The following is a 24892-nucleotide window of genomic DNA, read 5'->3' as shown; positions in this document are numbered from 1 at the left end:
TTCATGCCCGTTCAGTTGAATACCAGGCAGAGATTTAATGCCATTCCATAATTTTTGCCGATAATGCAGCAAACGCTCCTGCTCTTCAACCCGGTCTTTATTAGCTAAAACAAAAGCCTCTCCAAAACCTACAATTTGATGGGTTGCCAATGTTCCTGAACGCAAACCACCTTCATGTCCGCCGCCAAAAGTTTGGGGCTGTAAACGAATACGAGGTTTATGCCGGACATATAACGCTCCAATCCCCTTAGGCCCATACATTTTGTGTGCAGAAAATGACATTAAATCAACTGAAAGTTTATTTAAATCAATAGCAATTTTTCCAGCACTTTGAGCCGCATCTACATGAAATACAATTCCTTTATCCCGTAATAATTCACCAATCGCGGCAATATCCTGAATTACTCCAATTTCATTGTTAACATGCATTACAGACACGAGAATAGTATCTTCTCTCAGTGCCTGCTCCAACGTGTTAATATCCAGTAATCCATCAGACTCAGGCTCAAGATAGGTGACCTGAAATCCTTCTTTCTCTAATTGATGAAAACTATCGAGCACCGCTTTATGTTCTGTACTCATGGTGATGAGATGCATGCCCTTATTTTTATAAAAACGGGCAGCGCCTATAATAGCTAAATTATCTGATTCTGTTGCACCGGATGTGAATACTATATCTTGAGCAGAGGCATTAATCGCATCTGCAATATTGAGTCGTGCTCTCTCAACTGCTTGCGCCGCGCTTTTGCCATATATATGGGTTGCTGACGCCGGATTTCCAAAATGACTGTCGGGGCCTAAATATTTAATCATTTGCTCTACAACTCGTGGATCTACGGGTGTGGTAGCCATATAATCAAAATATATCGGCATCTTAGTCATCCAATTCTCTCCTTTTTCCTTTTTCCGCCCATTCCAATGATTTTTGAACCTGACTCAACATTCCACGCAAAATACTGACTTCCATTTTTTCCAGAATAACGCGATTAAACAATCTCCGCACTCGTTGCATCAAACGTCGAGGATTTGATGCCTTTAAAAATTGAATCTCAATAAAGACTTCTTTTAAATGCTCATAAAATTGTTCAATTTCATTTGCCGTTGCGTACTCATCTCTTCGCAGCGAAACCTCAGCCTTCGGTGCTAACAGGTTCATGCGAATTTCATAAGCAATAATCTGTACTGCTTGCGACAAATTAAGCGAACTGTAATCAGGGTTACTTGGAATATTGATATGGTAATGACATTTCAACAATTCTTCATTAGTAAGACCTGCATGCTCTCTACCAAAGACAATAGCAACCTGGGTATCATCCGCCTGTTTGCCAATTAGCTCAGCACCTGACACAGGCAATAAACCTGGCAGCGACAAACCTCTGGGTCGCGCACTGGTTGCAAGAATTAATTGGCACCCTGCCAATGCTTCTTCTATAGTATTTGTTACCACAGCCTGTTCTAAAACATCATCAGCCCCGGCCGCCATCTCCCGGGCTTTATAATCAGGAAAAGATTTAGGATTAACCAAGTACAGTGAATTTAATCCCATGGTTTTCATCGCTCTTGCTGTTGAACCGATATTTCCAGGGTGTGATGTGGCTACCAAAACAATACGTATTGAACTTAACTTCATAAAAAAACTTATATTTGATACTTTATGTAACTATATCACAGCATTTATTGATTGGACTTCTCTATGTATAAAAAAATTGTGGTAGAATCGCTGATTTTGTAGATAAAGAGTATATCCATGGAACCACTTTTAAATATAGCAGTCAATGCAGCACGCCAAGCAGGCGAAATTATCATCCGTCACATGGAACAAGTGGATCGTTTAAAGATTACCGCTAAAAGCAGTCAGGAGTATTTTAGCGAAGTGGATATAAAAGCTGAGCAGGCAATTATCAATGCAATTCATAAAGCCTACCCGGAACACGGAATTCTCGCTGAAGAAAGCGGTTTTCAAGAAGGCGATGGTGAATCAGTATGGATAATTGATCCTCTGGATGGAACATCCAACTATCTTCATGGATTTCCTTTCTTCTCTGTCTCAATTGCCTTAAAAGTTAAAAACAGGATTGAGCACGGAGTCATTTATGATCCATTACGACATGAATGTTTTGCTGCCAGTCGAGGTAGAGGGGCACGATTAAATGATAGAAGAATCAGAGTATCCAAACAAACATTACTCAGTGCGTCTTTATTAGGAACCGGTGTGCCCTTCCGTAACCTTGCGCTGGCTCAACGGTATTTGCCAGGCTTTGAAGCACTGATGGGTAAATGTGCCGGTGTCAGAAGAACAGGTTCCGCAGCCCTCGATTTGGCCTATGTTGCAAGTGGCCGCATTGATGGTTTCTGGGAACTGGGATTACGCCCCTGGGATATTGCGGCAGGCTCCTTATTAATCAGAGAAGCTGGTGGATTAATCAGTGATGTGCAAGGCGGTGATGATTTCCTTCAGAGTGGCGATGTAGTTGCTGGTACACCAAAAGTATTTAAAACACTTCTTCAGACTATTTCTCCAGCACTGAAATAAATCCCGCATCTAAATGCTGGGCTTCGCAAGTTCAGCACCAGCCTACAAAGCCATTTTTATCGTTGCAATCATGGTAGGCTGGTGCTAAACGCAGTGCAGCCCAACATAATCATCATAAAGTAATTACCACAATCCGGGTTTAATTCCCAGGCTTGAAGGCAACTCATTAGCCATAGCAGTACCCAAACTTTGCGTCACACGCTCAAATAAATTTTGTTTTTGGGTGTAATCAATAATATTATCGATTTTTATTACATCCCGAGCCAACTGGCCACTACTGGCCAAACCATCAATAAGCCCAATAGCTAAAGACTGTTCACCCGTCCAGAAAAGGCCAGAAAAAGTATCGTCATCGATATGTAATCGCGTTCCTCGCCCCTCTTTTACACGCTTAATAAATTGCTGATGAATAACATCAAGCATGGTTTGTAATTTTTGCTTCTGCAGTTCAGTAACCGGAGAGAACGGATCTAAAAAGCCTTTATTGCTGCCAGCTGTAACCAGGCGTCGAGTTACACCAATTTTTTCCATACCATCAACAAAGCCAAATCCATTATATAAAACCCCTATAGAACCGACCAGGCTTGCGGGACTAGCATATATATTGTCCGCAGCAACAGCAACGTAATAAGCAGCAGATGCACACGCATCAACACAGACTGAGTATATTTTTATATCAGGATATTTAGATTTATAATACATCACTGTATTATACATGTACTCAGCCTGTACCGGACTTCCTCCAGGACTGTTGATTCGAATAATTAAAGCTTTTAATCCTTGATTTTTATAAGCACTTTGCATGCCCTTGGCAAAACTATCCGCACTGGCACCTTTGGAGTCAAAAATATCTCCATTTATATCAACCAGCCCCACGTGTTCTTTGGTATTTCCCCCCGTACTCTCATTAGAATAAGTACTCACTTTATAGGCAATCAAAACAATAATAAGTAAAAAGATAATTCGTGATACCCAACGCCATCTTCGCTTTCTTTTTTTCTCATTCATATAATCCAAAACAATTTGATTAAGCAAAGTTTGAGAATCCGGATTAGAATTAGAGGATACATCATTATTCATTTTGCACTCTTGAAATAATTAAATCTAACCCCATTTTACGGCAGTAAGAGATGAATTAATACCCTAAAACAACTATATAAGGTGAAGCGATGAGAATGGACAAACTAACTTCAAAATTCCAAATGGCTCTAGCCGATGCTCAATCCCTCGCACTAGGAAGAGACAATGGTTTTATAGAACCGGAACACCTTATGAAAGCGTTATTAGATCAACAAGGCGGCAGTTGTAGGCCCCTCCTCACTAAAGCAGGGGTTAATATTGCCTTATTACGGACTCTATTAGATCAAGCACTGGAAAAGTTGCCTAAAGTCACTGGTACTGGTGGTGATATCCATATATCAAATGGGCTAAACCGGTTATTGAATCTGACCGATAAATTTGCACAACAAAGAAAAGACAATTTTATTTCAAGCGAATTATTTATTCTTGCAGCAGTAAGTGAAGACGTCTCTCTGTCAAAGATACTCAAACAAGCCGGAGCAGATTTAAAATCCATAGAAAAGGCCATAGATGACTTAAGAGGTGGCGAGACGGTTAATGATGCCAATGCAGAAGAACAACGTCAGGCATTAGAAAAATATACTCTGGATCTTACCGAGCGAGCAGAACAGGGTAAGCTCGATCCTGTAATTGGCAGGGATGATGAAATCAGACGCACTATCCAGGTTCTGCAAAGAAGAACGAAAAATAACCCAGTACTCATTGGTGAGCCAGGGGTAGGTAAAACAGCTATAGTAGAAGGACTGGCGCAAAGAATAATTAATGGAGAAGTACCCGAAGGCTTAAAAAACAAACGATTACTGTCATTAGATATGGGAGCTCTGATTGCTGGAGCAAAATTTCGTGGCGAATTTGAAGAGCGTTTAAAAGCGGTACTTAATGATTTAGCCAAACAGGAAGGCCAGATTATTTTATTTATCGATGAAATTCATACGATGGTAGGAGCAGGAAAAGCCGAGGGTGCTATGGATGCGGGTAACATGCTAAAGCCTGCATTGGCACGAGGTGAACTGCATTGTATTGGTGCTACTACGCTTGATGAATACAGGCAATATATTGAGAAAGATGCGGCTTTAGAACGACGTTTTCAGAAAGTACTGGTTGAAGAACCCACTGTTGAAGATACCATAGCCATTCTTCGTGGCTTAAAAGAGCGTTATGAAGTGCATCACGGAGTTGAAATAACTGATCCAGCGATTGTTGCTGCGACAACATTATCTCATCGATACATTAGTGACAGACAGCTTCCCGATAAGGCAATCGATTTAATTGATGAAGCGGGAAGCTTAATCCGTATGGAAATTGATTCTAAACCTGAAAGCATGGACAAATTAGAGAGACGTTTAATTCAATTGAAAATTGAACGTGAAGCATTAAAAAAAGAAAACGATGATGCCTCCAAAAAACGACTTGATGATTTACAACACAGCATTGATGAGCTGGAAAAAAACTATTCTGACTTAGAGGAAATCTGGAAAGCTGAAAAAGCGACCATGCAAGGATCCACTCAAATAAAAGAGGCTCTTGAACAAGCGAAACTGGAAATGGAAACAGCAAGAAGAGCCGGTGATCTGAGTCGCATGTCCGAATTGCAATACGGAAGGATCCCTGAACTGGAAAAACGATTAAGTCAGGTAGCCGCGATTGACAGTGTTGAAACCAAATTGGTACGCAATAAGGTAACAGAAGATGAAATTGCGGAAGTTGTTTCCAAATGGACAGGTATACCTGTTGCAAAAATGATGGAAGGTGAAAAAGAGAAACTGATTAAGATGGAAGAGGTATTGCATAGCCGGCTAATTGGACAAAATGAAGCAGTAGATGCCGTTTCAAATGCAATCAGAAGATCTCGGGCAGGTCTTTCAGATCCCAATCGCCCTATAGGCTCATTCTTGTTCCTTGGGCCTACTGGTGTAGGTAAAACTGAATTATGTAAAGCATTGGCTTCATTTCTTTTTGATACAGAAGAAGCCATGATACGTATTGATATGTCTGAATTCATGGAAAAACATTCTGTTGCCCGTTTGATTGGTGCGCCTCCAGGATATGTTGGATACGAAGAAGGAGGTTATCTAACCGAAGCAGTAAGGCGCAGACCCTACTCCGTTATTCTTTTGGATGAAGTAGAAAAAGCCCATCCCGATGTATTTAATATTCTCTTGCAGGTAATGGATGATGGTCGTTTAACTGATGGTCAGGGAAGAACCGTTGATTTCCGCAATACCGTAATCGTAATGACGTCTAATCTAGGGTCTCAATTGATTCAGGAAATGGGGAAAGGTTTTAATTATGAACAGATAAAATCAGCAGTGATGGAGCTGGTGTCGCAACATTTTCGTCCTGAATTTATTAATCGTATTGACGAAACAGTGGTATTTCATGCATTGGCAAAAGATCAAATTGCACGAATTGCAGAAATTCAAATCGCCTATCTGCACCGTCGTCTGAAGCAGCAAGACATACAACTAGAAGTATCACCAGAGGCATTAGCCTACTTAGCTGAAGCAGGATTTGACCCTGTGTATGGAGCCCGACCTTTAAAACGTACCATTCAACAAAAACTGGAGAATCCGTTAGCACAGTCCTTATTAAAAGGTAAATTTAAATCTGGCGAGATAATCAAGGTCGATTATAAAGAAGGACAATTGGAGTTTAGTGCTCACTAACGATCATCAACATTGATGGAGCTCATCGGAATAACCTGCATTAAAGACAGCAAGATTTCAGTCTTTAATGCAGCACTTTAACGTCAATTGCCAGATGTTTAAAATGCTAAAGACGCATTCGTTTCAGCAGAAGGTTCTGTCTTTTTGGTTAAGGATTTTTCGTATTGGAACATCAGAGTATTCATCTGACTTCTATCACCAAAGAACTCACAATTAAGTTCAATCCCTTGATTATTAGACAAGAAATTTTTTAAAAAGGTGAGTCCATTCAACGCATCGTTATCAGTAAACACCTTAGTTTTAGAAAAAGGATGATGTAAACCTAAAGCCTGCTCCATGCAATAAGTTAAATTCTCAGACAATAATTTAGTTTGAAATAATAATCCATAACCACCAACTACAGTGTGACTTGCCAAATCTGAACTGCACTTTTTTAATGCTGCCAAAAATTGGGGATGATCTAAAGCCTCAATATTATCTTTAATTTCGGGGGTATAAATTAAATCCAGGATGTTCTCCTTTACTGGGCCCTCATCCATATTTTTCCTCAAATGCCCTTCAATGAGTTCAAGATTTAATTGACTAAAATTTTGATGATCTTTAGCCAGTTTTGCCCCCCATAACTCTAATGCTTCACGCTCCTTGTTATGTACTATCTCAACTTGCTCGACTAAAGACTTAATAAAGTTAATCGCTTTAAATTGTTTTAAAACAGTATTTCCTCGCACTCGATGTTCTTTAATAATTTCATCTAAATAAGGTTCAAAATTTGTATCTGTTGCAAAATGTGGGTATTTTAAATAATTATTGTTTAATTTCATATGTGCTTTAAATAATTCAAGGGCAGTAACCACTGTTGTAGCATCAAGAGCTTGCAAGTCTTTGGCCCTGTAATCTTTAGGCATTTCGTCGGGCAAATTAAGCGCTTTCCTGATAGAGGTAAATAATTTACAGTTGCGCTCATCGAATGGTGTAAAAAAATAGGACACAAATGAGTTATCATAATCATATTTTTTAATCAGCCGGAAATAGCGATGCAATAATGAACCAAGTAAAATCAAAGTACCTTGTTCCATTTTTTCATCAATATTCTCTTTTAATATATCGCGGCATTCATTACTTAACAGATTAAAAACTTCGACGGACGTTTCTCTCCCCGATTTGCCGTCAATCACACAACGAGTTCTGACAATTAAAGTATTCAGGCTGTCGTGCCCAGGAATTGATGAATTTTTAGGTTCAATGATTTTATAACGACCAATTGCAATGGAATAATGCTCATCCAAATTAAGAGTATCTGCTCTCAATGTAAGAAATTGAGGTGGAGTAAATGTCATACAACCTCCTTTTAAGACTTGTTAGTCATCCATAAACTACAAAACATACCGCTATATGCACCAAACCAAGAATTATCTGGGATAAATCTTGATTGCCTTACTGTTTCAATATCTGCCTGTATTGATATTCCTAATCGCTTATTTAAATTAGAAAATTCATTATTCTCTTTGTTTTGATAGATGAATGTACAATAATAACTCAAAGTATCAAGACTTGATTTAAATAATTCATCATCCATTTCGTCTATTGAGTTTATACCTAAATCCATTTGCAGGTATTTAATAAAAGAATTATTTAAATAACTGGATACGGATGAGTTGTAATGCGACCACATCAGCAGGTAAATACCCACCAACACTTTACTTTTAAACGCCCCAAACTCTTCATCACTGACAATTCCATATTTGGAGAATGCCCGAACATAATTCAATAAAACCCCATCATTCTCTTCACTTAGACTATTCGCGATCATTTGAATCGTCAGCGCATCATCTATGGAACCGGTACTTGGTAGGATTGCCGAGAAAAAACCCATGCACCCCATATTTTTAGCATTACATCGCATTAAATATCTGGGTAAGTGCATTGCATTTTGCTTAAATATGGCAAACTCGAGCATGGCTTTCCCTCCCGCTAGTGTTCACTGCGATTAAGTTAAAGATCTGGCCGTCATGCTCAGGATGACGTACTGTTTTTAACTTAATGGCAGTGCCGCTAGTGTTCACCCGCAAAAACCGCAGCGAGTAGTTCGTCCTCAATACACCAAGACACCTATATTTTTTATATCAACCTATAAAAAATATTGCAACTATTTATTTATCTATTTGCCAATATTTATTTCACAGCGTTACATTTACAGTGCAAAAAATCTCAATCAATTGATTTTAAAGTGTTTATTAATAGTAGTGAGTGCCATTCGGCGCTTCGCCCAACATCAAACATGTTCATGTGGTTCATCCGCAGAGTGTTCTTATTCAAACATTTATTAATATATCTGAAGCGTTTTTCATCTCATTGGTTTGTTTGGGGAGTAAGATGTCAGGTGAGACGCCCGACCTACAGACGGCACGGGCATAAGCATGAATGGATAATTGTGCTTCATTACATATAACGTTTATCTATTGCATCAATCAATTGCTGATGAATGCCATTAAAACCTCTATTACTCATTACCAGTATCGCATCCCCCTCCCTGACAACACTAATAATATCTCTCACTATTTCATCATTGTTTTTACAAATTTGATAAGGACAAGACCAATCAGCAACAGTTTCATTTAAATTAAAATCATGCGGATCCAAAATATACGCTCCATTAACAGGTGCAAGCGCCTGAGCCATTTCGCCGGCATGTACTCCTGTACGCATGGTATATGAAGCAAACTCCATTACGGCAAATATACGTTGATGCCGATTGCTTTTGGTTAACGCATCTATTGTTTTTGTAATGGCAGTTGGATGGTGAGCAAAATCATCGTATACAGTAATGCCGTGACGATTCGACTTTACTTCCAAGCGCCGTTTTACAGGTGTAAATGATTCCAGAGCCTTAGCTGCAACTGTGGGAGCTACTCCAGCATTAACACTTGCAGCAAGTGCCGCAAGTGCGTTTTCTATGTTGAAGCGTCCAATCAAAGACCAATTAACCATAGCGACCACATTCCCCTGATGCATTACCCTAAATGAAGAACCACTCTCATCTAATAGTTGGGCTGTCCAATCTGCATTATCAGATAGCGACATTTCTTCGATACGAGAATATCTGCCTCGCGCTAAAACTTCGTTTAGTGCTTTATCATCACGAGGTTTAATTGCAACGCCGCTCGCAGGTATTGTTCTTAATAAAAAGTGAAATTGCTGTTGGATGGCCGCCAAATCGGCATAAATATCCGCATGATCGAATTCAAGATTGTTCAAAACTGCAATTCGTGGACGATAATGCATAAACTTGGGGCGTTTATCAAAAAACGCACTGTCGTATTCATCTGCTTCAATAACAAACCAGGCCCCCTTACCCAAACAAGCGCTGGTTTTAAAATCAGAAGACACCCCCCCAATCAAAAAACCGGGATTAAGGCCTGCCTGATCTAAAATCCAGGCAATCATGGAGGTCGTTGTTGTTTTGCCATGAGTACCAGCGACAGCTATCACCTGATATTTGGGCAAAATATTCTCGGCAAGCCATTGCGGGCCCGAAGTATAACTTTTCCCTGATTCAATCACTGCCTCAAGAACAGGCATACCGCGTTTAATTGCATTTCCCACAACAACCAAATCGGCTTGAAGTGCCAGAGTTGTGTCGTCATAACCTTCAGTCCAGGAAATACCCTTTGCAGCAAGTAAATCACTAATGGGCGGGTAACAATTCGCATCACTTCCAGTAACTTTATATCCGGCATCCCGAGCAAGCAAGGCTAATGCACTCATGAATGTTCCGCTTAAACCCAAAATATGTATATGTGTCATGTTGTTATCGCCAAAAAGAAACTGTTAATACATTAACAGCAATTAAACCAAAAGCAGCCAAAACAGAGTGCACGTTTGTACTATTCATCGCATATTTGTATATGTATGCGGTAATTACAAATTGCCATACCGATAAACCTACGGTGACAAATAAATATATCACAGCAATAAATAAAAACAGTGGATTTTTTAAATTGGAATGAATCAAAAAAGGATCTATCAAAAATAAAGGGAAAGCCAGGAAATGAAGAATAAAATGTGTACTGCACAAGCAAGTTATTGTCTGTACCAATCTGGAGGTTAATCCGCGAAAATATAAAATAGCAAACGTGTAAATAATAAAAGATAAAACCAAACTGATAGCAATAGAGGTTGTCATGAGTAAATCATTGGAAAAATCAAAATCCGATAAAGACCATTGAATAATCAGAATAAGCACTAACAATAAGATACTGATTCCCATTAAAAAATGAGAATAAGGAGTATTTTCAGGAACTTCCTGAAATTTAACCAATTTCCAATATATTAAGTATAATGTTTTAAGCATAGGCTCATCATTTCTTTATAATTTTTTTCTCAATACTCAACTGTTGAACTATCGGTTGATTCCACGGACCCGAAACTTTATAGCTGTACCCTGTAATTTTTTGCATGCTTTGATTAATAATTTTATTAGCAACCCAGGCAGCAAGACCTGCAATAGGCCCTCCCGCAATTGTAGCAACTATAGGTAAGCTGGCTGTAATATGCGGAGAAATACTTAAATTTAAATCATACATACGACGTACCAAATCAAGTTCGCCTTTCATGCTAGCATATGCAACCGGGCCGTCAATATAACTGTCCTGTGTGTTCATTATCCCATTTTTCACACTAAAGCTCCCTTTAAATACATCAAAACTATAACCTTGGTGAGCTAAATCACTAAAATCCAGTTTCAGTCGCCTTGGTATGGTTTGTAAACTTAAAATACTCAACAATTTCCCTAAACCAAGCTTTTCTTCAGTTTCAGGACTTAAATTCGTGATTCGACCATTTTTAAGCTGCAGATTCATCGTTCCATTTAAGGTGCGCAGAGAAAAATCATACAAAGACCCACGCCATCCCCCATTAAACTCCAGATCCCCTTTTCTCGCATGGACAGCTGGAGTAATTTGCCATTGCTCCAAACTTTTGGCCAAATCGTTTAAATGAAGTCTGACCTGTAGTTTTGATTGATTTACTTTAGCTTTTTGAGTCCATTCTCCATTAATAACAAACTGATAGAATGGTGAGTCTATTCTGCAATAATCAATGAACCAGCGTTCTGGAGACGACTGACTTTTAAGTGTCATATTGCCGATTTGCTTTTCTCCTACCGAAAAATTATCTATTCGTAAATTAAGATTAGGAATTTGTCCCGGACTATCATTGGTAGATAACTTCGTATTCGGTTCGAATTTATCTATCGGCGATAAATGCAAATATTTAACAAATCCACTAAGTGAATTGGTTGCTGGATGATACATAAGATCCGCTGCAATTTTTTTCTGATTCAGACTGAAAGACCAATCATTCCCCGGAAGCACTTTCGCGATAACAACCATATTATCAAATTGCTGTTTCAGAACAGTGAGTTTACCCAATTTAACATTAACAATTCTCAATTGTTCCAATAGCGGCGAGTTAGACGGGCCAGATGAATATCTATCATAAATCTTCTTCCATTCGTGTAAATCAAATCCATCTAAAGATCCGACTATAGCCAATCCAGGCTTATCTTGATGAATAGCCTGAGCACTGCCTAATCGTATTTGGCCTGATTTGAATTCAAACCCACTCTTACTATTATGAAATAAAAGATCCGAACTTAGGCGATTGTTGTAATTAGAGCGCAGGCGAATTGCTTTTTTAGTATTAAAATCAAGCTTTACTTCCAAAGGCACTTGAGTTTCAAATGCCTTACCCAAAGGTGCAGGCAAACTAATAGCCAAGCCTTTCAGGTTGCTTTTAAAAATAACACTGTCCAAATCATTAGGATCATCTGTAATTTTAATTTGAGCATTAATAGCAAACATTCCCTTTAAAAAAGATAAAATAGGGACATTAAACTGTTTTTTCAATGCATCAATAGTAGTTTCACCGTCTACAACAACAAATGTTTCTGGCTGTGGCTTTTTAACTGATTGAATTTTGACATTTAACGGGAAACCAAAAGCACTGGCAGTCAATGCGCTATGAGTTATGCTTTCTTCATCAAAAGACAAGTCGCCTGTAACATCCTCTATCTTCAGAGCACCAACTTCATGCTCTACCAAAATAGTATTTTTTTGAAAAGATAAATCCCCTCTGACAAGATTGTCATCATTTTCGGGATATAGAGGAATTTCCAGGCGAAGATTTAATAACACTAATCCCTTAATAACCAATCGATTCAAAGCAGATAATTTTTGTTTTAAAGGAGACGCCAAGACAAAATTTATCATTTTTTGAGCCTGGCCGTGAATAATGCCATGTACTAATAAAGTTTCCTTATCCAGACCTATATCATCAATGCGCAAATTCATCTGATTTACAGGCACTCCTTGAAAATCCCCGTGTACCACATCAATAACAAGATTACGATTTCTTAGCCTGATATATCCTTCCAAATCTGTTATTGGCTTCCACTTTGAGGTAATTAAAAGCTCACCACCACTGGCATGGCTTGTGATAGAAAACTCACCATTATTGTGATCAAATGGAAAATCACTGGCTAAACCATTAATTTTTACTTTCCCAGTAGCACTGGCTATTTTTTTCAAATCTTTTGTCAGCCATAAATACAATTTAGGCTTTAGATGTTCCTTCGGCAGATATGCAATCCACTGCTCTATGTTTTTTCCTGAAAAATCTGCATCCAGATGAATTACTCCAACTGATTCTCTGCTGACCTGATCAATTACTCCCTGAGCACTAATAGTTAAATCTGATTTGCTTAGGATTAACCGCTCTATACTGACCCTTAAACCATTACTTAAATTTTTCCAGTCTACAGCACCATTAAAGAGCTCCAGATTTTGTATCGGATATCCTTTAACTTTAATAGCAGTATTTACTGAGTCCAACTCTAATCGGCCTTCTTCTGGCTGCCAGTTTAATGCCCCGGAGAGTTCCTCTACCTGCGGAATATTATTAATTGCGGTCCAGCCCAAATGATCAAAGCGGGTTAGAAAATAATTAACTTTATTCTCTTTAAAAACGATTTGGGTATCACTTAATGCACCATGAGGCTTGGCTTGAATCAAAGTCTGCATATCAGACGGCCAGTTAATCGCATCAGATAGCAGCGACTCAATAAGAATAGACTTAACAAAAAGCTGATAGTTCTTAGTAAATTTATTAAAATTAACTGATACCTGATTTTCAGGCCAGCTCACACCAGCGGCCCTTAATTTGATATGATCCGCTTGAAGCGTCCATCCCTTCCGGTCAGGCTTCCAGGAAATATTCGCATAAAAAGATTGGATCAACTCACGAGTTTTCTTATTCGTTAAACGCCAGGCCAAACGTTTGAACTTCACCTGTGCCTGCACTAATGCAACGGCTCCTTTATCTAAATCAAGCCATAAATCTATATCACCTTTTCCCCCTTCCAATTGCTCGGAGGTTTGGGGAAGCAGGCTTTGCCACTGAGCAGGGACTATGTTTTTTGCAGAAAAATAAATTTGCCCTTTCGTGTATTCCAAATGCTCTGGATCAAATTGCACATCGCCAAGTAGTTGAAAAACGGTGCTGTCGGTTTGTTCAAGACGCGCATCACCTTTCAGTTTGTAACGCCCACCTCGATTAATTACAGAAAGATTAAGCCCGCTCACCGGTATCAATCCACCATTGCTAAAATAGAAATGCGCAGAAACATGTCTGATAACCAAACGTTCTTGTTGTGCTAACCAGGCTAATATTTGTTGTGTTCGCTCAGGTGTCATTGCATTATCGTTTATTGCAGCTGGTGAAATACCATCAATAATCCAGCCCTTCGCTGTCTCACGAAATTTCAGATGAATATCATCTACATACAAGATTCCTGGCTGAATACGCCAATACCAAAGCGATTTGAATAAGTTGATTCCTACTTGTAATTGCTCTAAATGCAATGCATGTTCTTTACCATCATTAATATTGATATTTTTTAATTTAAGTACAGGCTGAAACCAATACCAACCAGTTTCCATAGATTGAATACTTACAGGTTGGCCTAATAATGCAGTTAAATGGTGTTCCACTTCACCTTTATATTGTTTCGCCCATGGGGTTAATGAGCGGAATATGCTTGAAAAAACAGCCGCGAGAACAATTAAGATAGCTACAGCTACCCAAATTTTTTTAATAAGTTTATTCACCGAAAGGATTCGACTGATCATGAGTATTTTTACTATACCATTGCTTTTGAGCATACTCATCAATTTCTTTTTGATCTTTTCGTTGAGTTTGTATTAATTCAGCCTTTTTTACCCTCTCAATTAGTTTATCAACACCTTCTTCAGCAGTTTTTGCTTGCCTGTATTTTAACTCTAATTTAGTCCTTAACTTGGCGAGCTGCGCCAAATGTGAATTTAATTGGATTAGAGCAGTATCCAAATGACTAATAAAATCAATACGATTTCTTAAACGCCCTACAGTACTGCCCTCATTACCTATAAGCTCCATCTGTTGCATGTAATCCTGACGATACATCACAAGCTGCTCGTGCCTGGTCTTGTTCTGGACGAATTGTTCTTTTGATTGAAGAAGCTCCTGGAACGCTTGATTTGTTATCTCTTTTTTCAGATTCAGTAATTGAAGCAAACGTTCTAATCTTTGGCTCATGATTTACCTCCAAGCGAGGTTGCTATCAACTCAGATAAACTATTTATACTGTCAGTATAATCAATTTTTTTATTAATCCCTTGGGCTATATAATCTTTGAATCGATCAATGACTAATACCGCCTTATCCAATACTGGATCACTTCCTTTAGAGTAGGCTCCAAGCAAAATTAAATCCTTATTTTTTTCATATACTGACAAGTATTTTTTAAACAATAAGGCATCTTTCATATGGTCTTCTGTAGCAATCGCCTGCATTACCCGACTGATTGATGCTTCAATATCAATAGCCGGATATTGACCTTCCTCTGCTAATGCTCTACTTAGTACAATATGACCATCCAGTATCGCTCTTGCTGAATCAGCTATTGGATCTTGTAAGTCATCGCCTTCCGTCAGTACCGTGTAAAATGCAGTGATTGAACCTTTACCAGGCATACCATTTCCGGCACGCTCCACCAATTTGGGTAACTTGGTAAAAACAGATGGGGGGTATCCCTTTGTTGCTGGTGCTTCACCAATAGACAGAGCAATTTCTCTTTGTGCCTGAGCAAATCGGGTTAGTGAATCCATTAACAGCAAAACATGTTTTCCCTGATCTCGAAAATACTCCGCAATGCTGGTCGCAACTTTTGCTCCATGTAAACGCATTAAGGGGCTTTCATCAGCAGGAGCAGCGACGACAACAGAGCGTTTAAGCCCTTCTTCACCTAAATTACATTCAATGAATTCTTTTACTTCTCTGCCTCGCTCTCCAATCAGTCCAACAACAACAACATCAGCATTGGTAAATCGTGTCATCATACCCAACAGTACTGATTTACCTACACCACTTCCAGCAAACAATCCAATCCTTTGTCCTCTGCCTACGGTAAGTAATCCATTAATAGCACGAACACCGACATCCAATGGAGTATCTATTGGCGCTCTTTTTAATGGATTAATTATTGGACCAATAAGGGGATATGAATTCATCAAATCAAGCACAGGCCCTTCATCAATTAATGCTCCTGAGCCATTTAAAACACGCCCTAATAGTTGAGCACCAACCCCAACCTGGGCAACTCTCCCGGTTGGTCTGATAAGCATTCCGGGAGCAAGCCCCTGGATAGCTCCTATAGACATCAAATAAACACTTTCATTACTAAAACCAACTACTTCAGCTTCAACAGTTCGGTGCTCATCTATAGTTACCAGACAACGTGCGCCAACGGGCTGATTAAAACCTTTGGCCTCCAAAGTCAAACCGATAGCACGACTTACCCGCCCACAGCGTAATAATCCAGAGTATGGCTTACTACATACATCTCCGAGTACATTAAAAAGTTGTGACCTGATGGTTGGCATTAATTAGTCCTCAGAGGGCTTTGATGAATCAAGGGTATCTTTTTTAATATATTTGGCAAACAAAGTCATAAGCCTTGTTTGTAGCCTGCCATCCAGATCGCTGTGTTCACTTTTTAAGTAAAAATCACCTCGAACCAGGGAAGGATCTGGAAATAATGCCTGTTCTATTCCCGGCAATTCCTTTTCACTAAACTCAGCTTTTACCCAATCAACATCAAGAGGATGCAGCCCCAGGGTTTTACTGCCTTTTAACGAAGGCAGTTCTGAACGTATTTCGTCAAATAAAGCATGAAATTTCTCTGGATGAACGCTTAATTCAATACCAATACAATGTTGACAGAGCCAAATTAAGGTTTGAATAATTTCCTGGGTCAATTGTTCATCAAGTAGCTGGATTGGCGTTTGAAAAAACGCTATCCATTCCATCAGTTCAGTTTTCCTGGCGTTTATTTCTTCTTGGGCTTGCTGCAATCCTTCTGCATATCCTTTATCAAAAGCATCTTGTTTTAGGAGAGCAACTTCGTTCATCAATTGCTCTTGCGGATCTACTTCAACAACTTCTTCTGGCACTTCCCTCTTCTTATAATCCCAGACACTAAATTCTGTGGAAGTTCTGGAATCGGGGTAAGGCTCAAATTCATTAGACATTTTATAAACTACCTGTAAAAGGGTTAACATTCGATGCATCTGGAATACAGATCCGCGCGACAGCGACCGCGGTCACGACCATTAAGTTAAGGATTTTGTCCGCCATCCAGAGGAGCTGGCGACGAAGGATCTCCCTGATTGAAGAGATCCTTCGCTATGCTCAGGATGACGTATTGTTCTTAACTTAATTACCGTGGGCCCCGTGGTCAAACCACAGGGATTCGTACTAATAGTTAAAATAGAGTCATCAATGATTTAATACAATTGCATCATCAAATCATTTCATCGCCGCCCTTCGAGCCTAAAGAAATTTTGCCATCTTCAGCAAGATTTCTTGCTATAGCCAAAATATCTCTCTGTGCACGCTCAACATCACTGACTTTCACTGGCCCTTGCACTTCAATATCATCTCTTAATAAATCAGCAGCTCGTTTCGACATGTTTGAAAATATTTTATCTCTTGTGGTTTCAGTAGTTCCTTTCAATGCTAATTTCAGCTGCTCTGAAGTAATGTCACGCAGTAAAGTCTGCACACTCCGATCATCCATATCAACTATATTTTCAAACACAAACATCTTATCGCGGATTTTGTCACTTAACTCCTCATCCCAATCCTTAATTTTGTCCAGGACTTCTTCTTCCATGGCACCTTCAAGATAGTTAATGACGTCAGCTACTGTTTTAATCCCTCCAACTGAAGCAGATTTACCTACAGTTTGTCCACTAAGTTGCTTTTCAATAACTTTTCCTAACTCAGAAATAGCCTCAGGTTTCACTGTATCAATATTACACATACGCAGTAGTACTTCAGCTCGTTTCTCGGCACTAAAATAACTGACGACCTCCGCTGATTGTTCACTATCAAGGTGGATTAATATAGTAGCTATGATTTGTGGGTGCTCATTACGAATCACATCAGCGATTAAACGACCATCGAGCCATTTTAATCGATTCAGACCGCTGTCCTTATCAGAAACCAGAATTCTGTCGATAAAAGGGGTGGCTTTTTCTATTCCCAGAGCCTCTATTAACACGGTACGCAAATAATGTTCCGTGTCTACGGTCAAACTGGTTTGGTCTTCAATAGCACTTATAAAGTCGACTAAAACAGCCTGCATTTTTGCTTTGCTTACTGAATTAAGCGTTGACATCGCCATCCCTACTTTTTGTACCTGTCTGGGCTCCAGATGCTTTAATACTTCAGAGGCATTTTTTTCCCCCATACTTAATAACAAAATGGCTGCTCGTTCAATTCCGTCCATTTTTATCCTCTGTCAACCCATGATTTAACTACTTGTGCTACCCGTTTGGGCTCTTTATCTACTACTTGACGCAATAAATTTAATTGCGATTCATAATCATTAGCCTCAGCAAGCGAAGGATGACCTTCATAACCTAATTCTCCGGGGGCCTTGGCTTGTTCTTCCTCATCCTCTTTATCACTGGCTAAAGTCTTGAGCATAGGCCTTAATACTCCAAAAATCAGGGCTAGCACAAACAAGGCACCACCAGTTTGCTTTACAATTGACCAAAAACTATCTTTCTGCCAAAAACGTTCAGCAGGAATAGGTTTAATAGGATCTGGTTTAATAAAATTACTGTTAATTACATTCAAACTATCGCCACGTTTAGCATTTAAGCCAATAGCATCGGATACAAGCAGTTTAATTTCATCAATTTCTTTGGCAGTTAATGGCTTTTTCTCCATTTTTTTTGTTTTATCATTCATTACGGCTTTATTATCAACCAACACAGCAACAGAAAGCCGTTTAATAGTACCCGGTTGGTTTTTAGTATGACTAACCGTTTTATCCAATTCAAAGTTTTTAGTACTTTGGGAACGAGTGTCAGTCCCATTCGATTGCGCCGATGCATTTTGCTGCGCCTGATTATTTGCGGCAGCACCATTATTAGGTGGTACATTTTTCTGCCCAAGAGCGGGATTAGGCAAAGGAGTGTTCGTAAGCGATCCGGGAACACCACTGGCGGAGTTACTACTGCTCCGTTGTTCTTGCATGGTTTGTTCACTGCGTACAGCAGATTGTTCAGGATTAAATACCTCCTGTGTTTGCTCATAACTGGTAAAATCAATATCAGCGGAAACTTTCGCACGCACTCTTCCATAACCCAAAATTGGAGTCAAAATTTCCTGTATTTTTTGTGAGTACTGCTGCTCCAGTGATTGACGATAATCCAAAAAGCGTTCTGTGTCAGAGAATAAAGTTTGCCCCCCTCCTTCGCTCAATAACTGACCATCCTGATCCACTACTGTTACTCTACTTGAATTTAAGCTCGGTATACTTGAAGCTACCAGATTAATTATTGCAGCAATCGTGTGTTTTTTTAATTCAACACCAGAATAAACATCAATAAAAACGGATGCACTTGGTGCCTGGCTGTCTCGAACAAAAGCAGATTCTCTTGGTATCGCTAAATGGACTCTCGCAGATTTTATGTTATTAAATTTACTAATGGTGCGGGCTAATTCAGCTTCCAGAGCTTGTTTATAACGCGCATTTTCCATAAATTGACTGCTGTTGAAGGTCCCATTAGAAGCAAACATTGCTTCACTACCCCCAGATTCCCGAGGTAATCCTTCCGCAGCAAGCTTCAACCTGGCTGTTTGCAATTTATCTGCAGGAATTAATAAAGTACCGTGATTTTGATCTATTTTAAATTCAATGCCGCTACGCTCCAGAACAGCCATTACTTCTGTTGCATCACGAGGATTCATTTGGCTATACAATGGCATGTAACTAGGCTCACGGGACCATAATACAACGGCCAAACCTATAGCCACACTTGCAGCTAATCCAACCATTAATCCAACCTGGCGAGGGATAGATAAGCTTGCAAATTTTGCTGCTGCTGTAGAAGCATTATCAGCCAGTGCCATTTTCAACTCCTGTAAATTAAGTAACCAGGTCAAAGTCTCCTGGAATTCCTGCTTAATACATAAAATATTATCTGCTACAGATTCAGCCCAACTTTTTAAAATTTATTCTGTATAATTTATACAGGCATGTTCATAATATCCTGATAAGCCTGAACCACTTTGTTACGCACTCGAAGAGTTGCCTCAAAGCCCAGGCTGGATTTTTGGCTAGCGATCATGACCTCCCCAAGGCTGACATTAGGATCCCCTAATTCGAAGCGAGTTTTAAGTGCATTAGCGTTTTGAGACAGCTCGTTAACCTGATTCAATGCTTTTTGAAAAACCAGACTAAATGGAGGTTGATTTGCCTCAGTTTTAGTTACTGCCCCTTCAGCCTGAGCAGCCATAGATTTAATTTGATTAATTAAATTTACAGTATTAATGTCGCTCACGTCAGTACCCCTTTCTCATCATCCCTATGAAGCTATTAATTCACCAGTCTATCCGGCGCAAATCAATAGATACCTTAAACAACATAACCTTCTTCACGCATTTTAGCCAGCTTATAACGTAATGTTCGTTCGCTTACCCCGAGTAGTGCAGCAACCTGTTGCCTGTTGCCTTCGTGTTCTAATAAAGTTTTTTCTATCAATTCAAATTCATGAATTTGCAGGTTTTTGCTGTTTGTAGTAGAGCCAGACTCTAGACTCAGAGTAGAGGTTAAAGACAATTGCAAATGATCAGCTTCAATTATCCCATGAGTTTGCAAGACCAATGCACGCTGGATGACATTATCAAGTTCTCTGGCATTGCCAGGCCATGGATAAGATAACATCAGTTTTTGAGCCGTTGGACTGATTACGGGTACTATAGGCTGCTTGTGCTGACAATGTTTCCGTATGAGATAATTTGCCAATGGAATAATATCATTTTTTCTTTCCCTTAAAGGATGCCATTGCAAAGGGAAAATATTTAATCTATAAAACAAATCCTCTCTAAAGCGGCCGGCTTGCACTTCATCCTTTAATTGTCTGTTTGTCGTAGCAAGTATACGAACATCAAGACTAATCATCTTATTAGAACCGATGCGTTCCACCTCTTTCTCTTGCAAAACACGAAGCAATTTTGCCTGCAAGCTTAGCGACATTTCACTCACTTCATCCAAGAGCAATGTTCCACCTTGTGCTTGCTCAAACTTGCCTGCAGTGGATTTATAAGCACCTGTAAACGATCCTTTCTCATAGCCAAATAACGTAGCTTCAAGCATTTGTTCAGGGATAGCTGCACAGTTAATGGCAATAAAGGGCTGTTTTTTACGCGGAGAATGATCGTGAATAAAATGGGCCAGGACTTCTTTACCAGTACCACTTTCACCACTAATCATGACCCCCACATCTGACTGGGCAACTTTCAAAGCCATCGTGAGCAATGCCTGGCTTTTAGGATCCTGCGCGATAGGATCATCACTGTCATCGATATCGACTTTGATGAACTGATTAATTTTATCAGTAAGGACTTGTGCGCTAAATGGTTTTTGTAAATAGTCTACCGCACCATGTCGTATGGCATGAACAGCATCTTCGACAGAACCATAAGCTGTCATTAAAATGACAGGTAAACCCGGTCTTTTTTTATGAATTTCAGCCAATAACTGATTCCCATCCAATTTATCCATTCGGATATCAGTTAATACAACAGCAGGATTATGTAGCTCAAGAAGTGTTAATGCTTCTTTGCCATCTTTAGCCGTAATGTATGTATGCCCAGCAATAGTCATGGTTTCAGCCAGAGCTTCTCTTAGCACTGGGTCGTCTTCAACAATTAGAACATGGCTCATAAATATCCTTTATTCAATTTCATTCGACTCTGCTTATACCTGGTATATATAAATTTACTTGTGTACCCTCATCTTCAACAGATTCTAAGGTCACTTTGCCTCCATGGGCTTTTACAACAGCAAAAACAACTGCTAATCCTAAACCTGTTCCCTGCGCCTTTGTAGTAAAGAATGGTGAAAAAGCCTGTAATTTAACATCCTCACTCATTCCCTTTCCATTGTCCTCTACTGATATTTGTATACCCGAATCATCCATAGATGCAAGAGTTAAATGAATTTCTGTCGCTTCTGACTGTATTGCATTGATAATAAGGTTCAAAACTGCTCCAATTAAAGACTCTCCGTGTATTATTGACTCACTAGTAATCAGGTAATTATCCACGTTAAATTGAATCGATGCGGAATCAGTATAAGGTTGAGCACGCTGTATTAATTGAGCACACCAATAATTCATATCCATAGACATAGGAACAATAGAGGCTCCCCGTGCAAACAGAAGTAAATCCTGAATCTGTTGTTCAATGCTACCATGGCATTCCTGTAATCGTCTGATCCAATTTTTAATTCTTGGATCCAGTTCGGGCAGGTTGTTTAAATGTTCGGTGTATAACATCGCTGAAGATAAAGGAGTTCTTATCTGATGGGCCAATTGAGCAGTCATTGTTCCTATTGATACCAGACGTTTTTCATTTTCCCGCGCTTTTTCATAATCTCTGGTTGCAGTAATATCAGACAAGGTAATAAGAATTCCAGGTAAGCTGTCCAAGGATGAAATAGCCACATGGACACGACGACCATCAGCAAGAGAGACTTCATGCCCATCATCAGCACGAGGAACGAATGCTCGCTGGATAACATCCAACCATAAAGCACCGATTAATCCATAACCAAGCATGGCCTCAGCGGAGGGGTTCAACCAGACCACGCGCCCTTGCGCATTAAGAATAACCAATGCATTGGGGAGACTGGATAATATATCCCATTCTGATAGTTCAATTTGCGGTTTTACCGCGCAAGTCTGGTAATTGCAGTAATCCATAGAGATATTTATTCATACGAGACATAACTAAGACTTTAGCAAATTTCGCGCCAAAATGAAAATGTGTTTAAAATCATGCGATTAATAAAAAAGGAACGTCTCAATAATTAATGTTCGAGCTACTTTGACGACATTTTACATATCGTACTTATTTTTCCTCATCCAATTTTTTCAAATAAGCAAGTTTCTCAGCTATTTTAATTTCCAATCCTCTTGAAACCGGTTTATACCACCGCGGATCGCCGATCCCTTCAGGAAAATAATGCTCGCCAGCAGCATAACCATGCGGCTCATCATGGGCATAACGATACTCATGTCCATGGCCTAATTTTTTTAATAATTTGGTAGGCGCGTTACGTAAATGAACTGGAACCTCTCTGGACTTGTCTTTTTTTACAAAAGCCATGGCTTGATTAAACGCGACATATCCTGCATTACTTTTTGCAGCTACTGACAAATAAATGACGGCCTGAGCCAAGGCCAGATCGCCTTCAGGCGATCCTAAACGCTCATAAGTTGCTGCAGCATCATTAGCAATTTGCATTCCCTTAGGATCGGCCAGACCAATATCTTCCCAGGCCATACGGACAATACGTCTAGCCAAATAGTGTGGTTCAACTCCACCATCGAGCATACGGCATAACCAATAAAGTGCAGCATCTGGATTAGAACCACGAACCGATTTATGCAATGCAGAAATTTGATCGTAAAAATTATCCCCGCCTTTATCAAAGCGTCTGGCAGTGGAAGCCAGGGCATTAGTCACCAGGTCATGGCCTACCGTCGATACGTTCATCGCAGTACAAGCAGTATTAATTTGCTCCAGAAGATTAAGAAGCCTTCTTGCATCCCCATCAGCACAAGCAATAATGACCTCAAGAGCGTGCTCATCAAACTGTAAATGCGGCAGCACTTCTTTATGAGCCCGTTGATATAGCAGTCTTAATTCCTCATCCGTCAGTGATTTTAAAACATAGACCTGAGCTCGTGACAATAAAGCGGAATTGACTTCAAATGAAGGATTCTCTGTAGTAGCTCCAATGAAAGTGACTAACCCTGATTCTGTGTAAGGGAGTAATGCATCTTGCTGTGCTTTATTAAATCGGTGAATTTCATCAATAAATAAAATAGTCTGTTTGTCATGAATCAAATATTCTTGTGCTTTCTCCATGGCTGCCCTAATTTCTTTAACCCCAGAAAATACAGCAGAAAGAGCTATCCATTCGCAATCAAATGCCTGAGCGGTTAATCGGGCAATGGTTGTTTTACCAACTCCAGGTGGCCCCCATAGAATCATGGAGTGTAATTTGCGACCAGAAAAACTCAGACGCAACGGCTTGCCCTCTCCAAGCAAATGACTTTGGCCAATCACCTCATCAAGATGTTTCGGCCTTAGAAACTCTGCTAAAGGAGGTATAGGATCGGTATTAAACAAGCTCATTGGGACATCTCATTTGATGATATATTTTAATTTAAACTCACAATAAAATAGATTGGTTCATATTCTTTTACTTATCACCACACCAACCAGCAAATAAACGACTCAGCTGGGCTGTTCTTCGTTTAGCCCAGCCAACAAAATACCATCTGCAGGCTGGTGCTGAGCTTGCGAAGCCCAGCAAGTATGCTGATTAATTCATGTTCCAAAATGATTATTGCTGTACTACATCCGTTCCTTTTGGCGGCTTAAACTGAAACAATTTAGCAGGCAATTGAGGATTTAATTTAATCTGTACTAGTTTTACAGTAGTTACTTGCCCTAATTGATCATGCAATTCCAAACCGGTTAAATTATCCTGTGTAAACATCAGTTTAATTTGTTGAAAATTCTCTTTTGAAGATTTTGATTTCAGATCAAAAGTCATTGTTTTTCCAGAAGTCTGCTGGCTCACATTAAAATCTCTGGTAACTGTATCATCATAACCACTTAAAAATAATGCAGCAGTTCCTCCCAGACCTTTTGCCTGTTTTTTAACCGTGACTTGTTCTAAATCCACATCATAGACCCACATTTTTTTTCCATCAGCAACAACTAATTGTTCCATGGGATCTTTGGTTTCCCAGCGAAATTTGCCAGGGCGCTGTAACGCCATAGTTCCGGAGGAACGTGATACCTCGCGTTTTTTTGCTTTCACTACCTGATTAAACTGCGCAGTCATTGATTTGATTGCATTTAGCTTTTCTTGCAATAGTTCTCCAGCCGACTGACTGAACACACAAGTCGAAAAACCCAATAG

20 protein-coding genes are annotated in these 24892 nt (G+C 39.5%); 2 read left to right on the top strand and 18 right to left on the bottom strand.

Going from position 1 to position 24892, the window contains the following annotated elements:
- Both Q0495_RS12040 and trmJ read right to left on the bottom strand, forming a co-directional pair.
- Positions 1 to 882 (bottom strand): aminotransferase class V-fold PLP-dependent enzyme (locus Q0495_RS12040; protein WP_298626681.1); only part of this gene is annotated, 882 nt, incomplete at its 3' end.
- The gene (gene trmJ, locus Q0495_RS12035; protein WP_298626679.1) at positions 875 to 1630 is read right to left on the bottom strand and encodes a tRNA (cytosine(32)/uridine(32)-2'-O)-methyltransferase TrmJ; all 756 of its coding nucleotides are present in this window, start codon (positions 1628 to 1630) and stop codon (positions 875 to 877) included. The genes Q0495_RS12040 and trmJ, both read right to left, overlap by 8 nt.
- A gap of 117 nt (positions 1631 to 1747) precedes the next feature.
- Between trmJ and Q0495_RS12030 the strand changes: the two genes are divergently transcribed.
- Complete coding sequence (locus Q0495_RS12030) at positions 1748 to 2533, top strand: inositol monophosphatase family protein (RefSeq protein ID WP_298626678.1); 786 nt, start codon at positions 1748 to 1750, stop codon at positions 2531 to 2533.
- A 123-nt stretch (positions 2534 to 2656) separates the two neighbouring features.
- Here the strand turns inward: Q0495_RS12030 and Q0495_RS12025 are convergent, their stop codons facing one another.
- Positions 2657 to 3613, bottom strand: coding sequence for a S49 family peptidase (locus tag Q0495_RS12025; RefSeq protein ID WP_298626676.1), 957 nt, complete (start codon positions 3611 to 3613; stop codon positions 2657 to 2659).
- Positions 3614 to 3702: 89 nt separating this feature from the next.
- Between Q0495_RS12025 and clpB the strand changes: the two genes are divergently transcribed.
- On the top strand, positions 3703 to 6279 hold the full coding sequence (gene clpB / locus Q0495_RS12020) for an ATP-dependent chaperone ClpB (RefSeq protein ID WP_298626674.1): 2577 nt from the start codon (positions 3703 to 3705) through the stop codon (positions 6277 to 6279).
- Between the two features lie 98 nt (positions 6280 to 6377).
- Here clpB and Q0495_RS12015 read toward each other — a convergent pair whose 3' ends face one another.
- The 15 genes from Q0495_RS12015 to lolA all read right to left on the bottom strand — a co-directional run.
- Positions 6378 to 7616: a type IV secretion protein Dot gene (locus Q0495_RS12015; RefSeq protein WP_298626671.1), complete on the bottom strand. Its 1239-nt coding sequence runs from the start codon at positions 7614 to 7616 to the stop codon at positions 6378 to 6380.
- An 11-nt stretch (positions 7617 to 7627) separates the two neighbouring features.
- Positions 7628 to 8236 carry a hypothetical protein gene (locus tag Q0495_RS12010; RefSeq protein WP_298626668.1) on the bottom strand — a complete coding sequence of 203 codons (609 nt, stop codon included), beginning with the start codon at positions 8234 to 8236 and terminating at the stop codon, positions 7628 to 7630.
- Between the two features lie 482 nt (positions 8237 to 8718).
- Complete coding sequence (gene mpl / locus Q0495_RS12005; RefSeq protein ID WP_298626666.1) at positions 8719 to 10083, bottom strand: UDP-N-acetylmuramate:L-alanyl-gamma-D-glutamyl-meso-diaminopimelate ligase; 1365 nt, start codon at positions 10081 to 10083, stop codon at positions 8719 to 8721.
- A 4-nt stretch (positions 10084 to 10087) separates the two neighbouring features.
- Entirely contained in the window at positions 10088 to 10630 is a 543-nt protein-coding gene (locus Q0495_RS12000) for a hypothetical protein (protein WP_298626663.1), read from the bottom strand.
- A 7-nt stretch (positions 10631 to 10637) separates the two neighbouring features.
- Entirely contained in the window at positions 10638 to 14498 is a 3861-nt protein-coding gene (locus Q0495_RS11995; protein ID WP_298626660.1) for a YhdP family protein, read from the bottom strand.
- Positions 14437 to 14910: a flagellar export protein FliJ gene (gene fliJ / locus Q0495_RS11990; protein WP_298626657.1), complete on the bottom strand. Its 474-nt coding sequence runs from the start codon at positions 14908 to 14910 to the stop codon at positions 14437 to 14439. The genes Q0495_RS11995 and fliJ overlap by 62 nt, the downstream gene beginning before the upstream one ends.
- Complete coding sequence (fliI, locus tag Q0495_RS11985; protein WP_298626653.1) at positions 14907 to 16256, bottom strand: flagellar protein export ATPase FliI; 1350 nt, start codon at positions 16254 to 16256, stop codon at positions 14907 to 14909. Before fliI ends, fliJ begins: the two co-directional genes overlap by 4 nt.
- A gap of 3 nt (positions 16257 to 16259) precedes the next feature.
- Positions 16260 to 16904: a flagellar assembly protein FliH gene (locus Q0495_RS11980; RefSeq protein WP_298626650.1), complete on the bottom strand. Its 645-nt coding sequence runs from the start codon at positions 16902 to 16904 to the stop codon at positions 16260 to 16262.
- Between the two features lie 272 nt (positions 16905 to 17176).
- Complete coding sequence (gene fliG / locus Q0495_RS11975; protein WP_298626647.1) at positions 17177 to 18166, bottom strand: flagellar motor switch protein FliG; 990 nt, start codon at positions 18164 to 18166, stop codon at positions 17177 to 17179.
- 2 nt (positions 18167 to 18168) lie between these two features.
- Entirely contained in the window at positions 18169 to 19800 is a 1632-nt protein-coding gene (gene fliF / locus Q0495_RS11970; RefSeq protein WP_298626645.1) for a flagellar basal-body MS-ring/collar protein FliF, read from the bottom strand.
- 116 nt (positions 19801 to 19916) lie between these two features.
- A complete protein-coding gene (gene fliE, locus Q0495_RS11965) occupies positions 19917 to 20231 on the bottom strand; it encodes a flagellar hook-basal body complex protein FliE (RefSeq protein ID WP_298626642.1) in 315 nt (104 codons plus the stop codon).
- Between the two features lie 74 nt (positions 20232 to 20305).
- Positions 20306 to 21616 (bottom strand): sigma-54 dependent transcriptional regulator, encoded by a 1311-nt coding sequence (locus tag Q0495_RS11960; protein ID WP_298626639.1) that lies wholly within the window; start codon positions 21614 to 21616, stop codon positions 20306 to 20308.
- 19 nt (positions 21617 to 21635) lie between these two features.
- Positions 21636 to 22655: an ATP-binding protein gene (locus tag Q0495_RS11955; protein WP_298626636.1), complete on the bottom strand. Its 1020-nt coding sequence runs from the start codon at positions 22653 to 22655 to the stop codon at positions 21636 to 21638.
- A gap of 148 nt (positions 22656 to 22803) precedes the next feature.
- The gene (locus Q0495_RS11950; protein WP_298626635.1) at positions 22804 to 24096 is read right to left on the bottom strand and encodes a replication-associated recombination protein A; all 1293 of its coding nucleotides are present in this window, start codon (positions 24094 to 24096) and stop codon (positions 22804 to 22806) included.
- A 211-nt stretch (positions 24097 to 24307) separates the two neighbouring features.
- Positions 24308 to 24892 (bottom strand): outer membrane lipoprotein chaperone LolA (gene lolA, locus Q0495_RS11945; RefSeq protein WP_298626633.1); only part of this gene is annotated, 585 nt, incomplete at its 5' end.

Origin of the sequence: uncultured Legionella sp., assembly GCF_937871865.1 — a bacterium.
Taxonomy (GTDB): Bacteria; Pseudomonadota; Gammaproteobacteria; order Legionellales; family Legionellaceae; genus Legionella.
The sequence above is the reverse complement of the archived record's forward strand: the minus strand, read 5'-3'. Positions and strand labels throughout refer to the sequence as shown.